Raw genomic sequence first — 4880 nt, 5'->3', positions numbered from 1 at the left:
CATCCACCCTGCCGATCCTTGTTCTACCAGTTCATAAATTTGGCGAAGGTATTGACTATAGATTGAGTTTCTGAGTGTTCAAACCCGCGCATTAAAGGTTCAATTAAACTACCGTCTAGTAACCCAATCCGAAAATAAAAATAATCTCCGACACGTACTCCATTAGGGCGACGCTTTCCCAATAAACCTGAAATTGTTAATGGTGAATTTTGACTAGCATGAATAGTTTCCGCAACAGATGGGCTGGCTACTGCAAACCATTTAAGTACTAGTGCGTGCAGTGCGCGAGATAAAGTAGGTGGGATGTCTCCTACATCCGCAGCTGCCAATTCAACAACTATTGAATGCAATGTTGAAGATTTATGCTGTTGCGGCAACATTTCCTGCTCCATAGAATACTCCTGTAGGTAAATAAATTTGTTCTGGTAATTGTTGAGATTGCTGCTCAGTTAATGTTAATTTGAAATCTTGCCAATCTTTTTTGTTTGTTGCTAGATATTCACCCCTTAACTGTGCCTGACTGACTAAACTAGCAGGAGGCATCACGATTCGGTTATAAAGTAATATTCGAGTATTACTTGGTAAATCCAACGGATTTAGAGGATGTAAACAGGTGTAATCACCAGATTTAATTTGTATAACTTTATCTGGTATTTTTACAGCTTCAATCCTGACTTTTGCCGCCCATTTACCTAAACGTATCCATCGGGGTATTTTAATAGTTTCTGGAGCAATAATATAGGTACGATATACACTTCCAACAGCTATTTCTTTAGCTCGTCCGTAATTAATTGGATAATTTTTATCTGCACCCTTATCGCCAAACTGTTTTGATTTACCATAATAGCTAACTTGAGCAGCTTTAAAGGTATTGATTTGATATGACCAATTGATAGGTTGAGCAGGAAATACATAAATTCCTGCTTGGTTGAGATGCAAGAGATTTTGTTCAGCACTAGCATCTAAATATGTTGGTTTCTGCGCCAATTCTCCTTGTAGCCGATATGGTTGGGGAATGTAATTAATTGCAAACAGCGCAAAGCTTAGTCCCCAGTTATGTAAATATTTTTCTGTTTCATAGAGAATACTCATCTCCCGCGTGGCAAAAAAAACATTATCGTGTAGCGTCAATGTGCAATGATAGAGTGCCATAGCAAAATCCTTTAATTGCATTGAGATTTAGGTTAAGGTGGAGCGTTCACCTTAACACCAAGAAATAATGGTTAGTGCTTATTTACCTTTCTTCTTCAATGCTCCAAATGACTCTGCATAGGCTTTAGTTTGTCCGTAGAGTGCATTTATTGTTTCTGTTAAACGAGTTTCATCTTGATATAATGCACTGACTTCATCTAGCAGTTCTTCCAATTGCGAACCAAACAGCCGCTTTGTTGTACGTACAGGTTCATCATTCAGTAAATTATTTGCCACTTCTTCTACCTTCTGCAAAATATCAGCAATCGGAGCATCACCCTTCAAAACATCATAAAGTGCTTGGGTATAATGCAAGTTACTAAAGATTTCACCATCGCAAAATACAATCCCTGCGATATAGTTTTTCATTGTCCCCGTGCGCGATTCTTGTGCGCCATAACGTTTAGTACGTAGTAAGTTACCCAGAACATAGATAAAACCTTCGTAGGTAGGGTCACGCAGAGTTTCAACTGTGGGGAATGTCACCTCTGGAATCACATGGTCTAATTCATTGATACTGCTACGCATTTCTCCTGCTTCACTCATTGTTCCGCCTTCAAAAGGAGCGTTAAAGGTAAAACTACGGTGTGATTCCTCGTAAGCGCTTAGAGAAAAAGCTGAGTCAGAGTACACTTTGGATCTTTCAGAACCACTATCGCCGATCGCAAATCCATAAATAATACAATCAGGACATTTCTTACAGGATTTTTCGCCGTTATATTCACAGTATTTATCTTTGTTGGTTTCATCGGCGCTAGTCAGATTCAAACTGCGAAGTAATTCCCGTCCAGCAAGTCGTTCGGGGGTGGTTTGTTTACGTTTGAACATTACCAAACGGCTGATTTGTTTTTTGCTTTCATCTGTAGTTCCTGAACCAGCTTGCGTGCGTGCAGTGTTGAGAATTCCATCTGTTTGGAAAACGGGGAATGATTGACTGTGGCGCAATAGGATGAAATGGACGTACTTACCAGATGCTAAACGGGGAAATGCAGATTGGAATTCGGGTTTTAAAGTTGCTAAAACGCTCATAATTTTACTCCTGATAATTTTGATTGAAAGTAGCTCTAAAAATGAAACAATTAGGATGATTTTGCAAATTTCTCTTGCAAAGCTAACCAACGGTAGGCAAATTCTGCCCCAGATTTAATGCGGTTGCGGTTTTCTTGTAATAAAGCGCGATCGCCTTTATAAAGTTCGAGAAATAATTCCCGTACACAGGTTGTCATAAATGTATGAATCGCTGTTAATTCGCGTTCTAGTCTTGTGGCTTTATCAACTGATTTATCCATCATTAAAGGGCGTTTATAGACTTCTTGACGTTCTAAAGCATCTTGAATTTGTCCAGAAGCTTGCAATATTAAATCGTCAACATCAATTTGTTGAGGAACTGATAAAATCATTTCCAATGCTTTTGATAGTGGCAGTAAAATTGTGTGGCTCGATTCACTGAGATTTGCTTGATAAAATACTCGGTATTGCTGCACAAGTTTTTCCGTAATTTTCATAATATATGCTCCTTGATTTGTGGCTGAATTATCTTGTTTTACCCAGGCTTTTGCATATTGCCAATAACGTTTAACTTCGTCTTGGCTAGGTATATCTCGTTTATCACGTCGCAATCCCTCTGTAGCTAAAGCAAAAATATTGAGTACATTTGTTGTCACCTCGCGTACTGTTTTAATCAAATCTCGCCATTTAGCATCGGGAGGAGAACTACGAGTATCTAAATGAAGACTATAGGCAAATAAAAGCCGCTGCATAGCATTTTGAAAATCTTGAATTCGTAGAGAATTAGACAATCCCAGCAAATTCCAAAATGATGCAGGTGCATCGAGAATTACAGATTCTCTAAAATCGCGATCGCTGTTATAAAGGGGAACTGAACTACTAGTAGCTATGACTTTTACTCCGAGTACAATTGGTAGCGATAAAGCCAAGAAAGCAGGCTGTACCCATGCATCGGTAAGAGTTTTACCTTTGGTAGTTGTGTAATTCATCGCCATAAAAGGCAAATCTTCTTTATTGTATTTATCATTGTGAAAGCGTCCGGATGTAGCTGATTCTGTTAACCAAGCGACTGATTGCAAAGCATTGATATTCATCTGCTGTTCTAACCATTGCTTGCGAACATCCCAGAGATTAATCTGCTTCATATTGTTAACTAACAATTTGATAGCTGCTGCTGTTTGGGGAGAATAAACATAAGCAGGGAAGATATATAAAAATACTGGTTGTTGTTCTTCTAACTTGCCAGCCGGGACAGACCAGAAAGCTTGACGCATTAACATTTCTAAGGCATAGATTTTAGAAATTCCGCGTTTAATTTGTCTTCCACCCAAAGAATTTTTATTACTATATTGCTGTGGTTTAAATAAAACTACAGAATCCATTTGGTCTTCTGATGCAAATTCACCAGAACTTAAGGAACAAATAGGTTGTTTAGCGGCTTTAGTTTTCGCATCAGCATAAGCTGTAAATTCAGCGCTGAATGAGGGATAATTGCTTGACCAGCCTTTAACTTCTAAATATTGCGTTAAGTATTGAGAGAAAATTTCACGGATGGGGCTAGAATGTGAGGGAAGTAAGTTGTTCTCACTTGCCCAATTTGCTAAATCTTCTGCCCAAATTTCCATTCGTTCTGAGATATCTTCTGGTTTTAAAGTTGCATGAGTAGCAACATAATAAGCAGCTGCATGATACCAGCCATAATTTACACCTCCCGATTGAACTTGAGTTTGTTCGGGTGAAATTTTGTTTTGTAATCCTAATTTGTTGAGCATCCAAGTGATATATTCTGGTGAATCACCAAAAAACTCTTTCTGCGTCAGAAAAATAAATTCAGCGATTCTATCAGCGCGGATATCTGCACCTTGATTGAGCAATTCTCGCTCAGTTGCAGTTAAATCTAATTTTTCTAAACGTTTGGGTGTAGCAGGGTCTTTAATATTTGCTACTTTCACCTCAATTACCCTTGGTAATTTGGGAATTAGTTCTTCTGGTGAAAATAATTCTATGGTTTGAGGTGCAACTTTTAAGCCTTTACCATCTCGCTTAAAGCCAATATCACCACCCATCATTTTATCTGCTAAAACTCCACTGATTTGCTGCCAAATAAATTCTTGGAGTTCTTGAATATCGGGAGTTTCGCTATTTGGTGGTGCTAGGTAAATTACACCTTGAGCAAAAAATAAAATCGGTTCCCAATCGAGTTGTTTAGCAAAAAGAATTGTAGCGTTATGAATACCATTACTGACAATACCAATTGTATCTCGTAAGCGATGATAAACCAAACTTTTGTTAATATTTAAAAATCGCAATTGTTCCCGCAGTCTATCGCCTCCGGTTTGAGTATCGATATCGCCGGGATCAGTGAAATGGACTGCAATATCGCCAAAAGCAAGTAGCCGACGCAGGGGATTTTCTAAACGACGACGGTCTTTAATTTTGGGTACAGGCCAGTTAGCAGAGTAAATATTTGTACTAGCTTTATTTTGGGTATTTTGTGCTAAGTAAGCAATTTCTGGTAAATATTCTTGCCATTCTGACCAAAATAATTGAAAGTTGAGTTTTTCGCCTAAATCGCGACAGAGATTAAGAATTTCTGCGACTTGGGAATTTTTCGGTGTTTCTTCTCCTTGGACTTTGGACAAAAAAGAATGAGTTCGCGTAAATTCTACGCGAACTCAACA

Annotated in this window: 4 protein-coding genes; all 4 read right to left on the bottom strand. The window is 38.4% G+C overall.

Translation table 11 applies throughout. The annotated features are described in order from the left end of the window. Window positions 1-23: 23 nt before the first annotated feature. The 4 genes from AC5JMK_RS12605 to cas10d all read right to left on the bottom strand — a co-directional run bounded on the left by AC5JMK_RS12605 (window position 24) and on the right by cas10d (window position 4841). Entirely contained in the window at window positions 24-392 is a 369-nt protein-coding gene (locus AC5JMK_RS12605; protein ID WP_495910231.1) for a hypothetical protein, read from the bottom strand. Further along, window positions 361-1152: a type I-D CRISPR-associated protein Cas5/Csc1 gene (gene cas5d, locus AC5JMK_RS12600; protein ID WP_495910230.1), complete on the bottom strand. Its 792-nt coding sequence runs from the start codon at window positions 1150-1152 to the stop codon at window positions 361-363. The genes AC5JMK_RS12605 and cas5d overlap by 32 nt, the downstream gene beginning before the upstream one ends. 78 nt (window positions 1153-1230) lie before the next feature. Next, window positions 1231-2220, bottom strand: a complete 990-nt coding sequence (cas7d, locus tag AC5JMK_RS12595) for a type I-D CRISPR-associated protein Cas7/Csc2 (protein ID WP_495910229.1) — start codon at window positions 2218-2220, stop codon at window positions 1231-1233. A gap of 50 nt (window positions 2221-2270) precedes the next feature. Further along, window positions 2271-4841 (bottom strand): type I-D CRISPR-associated protein Cas10d/Csc3, encoded by a 2571-nt coding sequence (gene cas10d, locus AC5JMK_RS12590; protein WP_495910228.1) that lies wholly within the window; start codon window positions 4839-4841, stop codon window positions 2271-2273. Window positions 4842-4880: the final 39 nt, after the last annotated feature.

It is taken from the genome of Pelatocladus sp. (assembly GCF_059505505.1).
The sequence above is the reverse complement of the archived record's forward strand: the minus strand, read 5'-3'. Positions and strand labels throughout refer to the sequence as shown.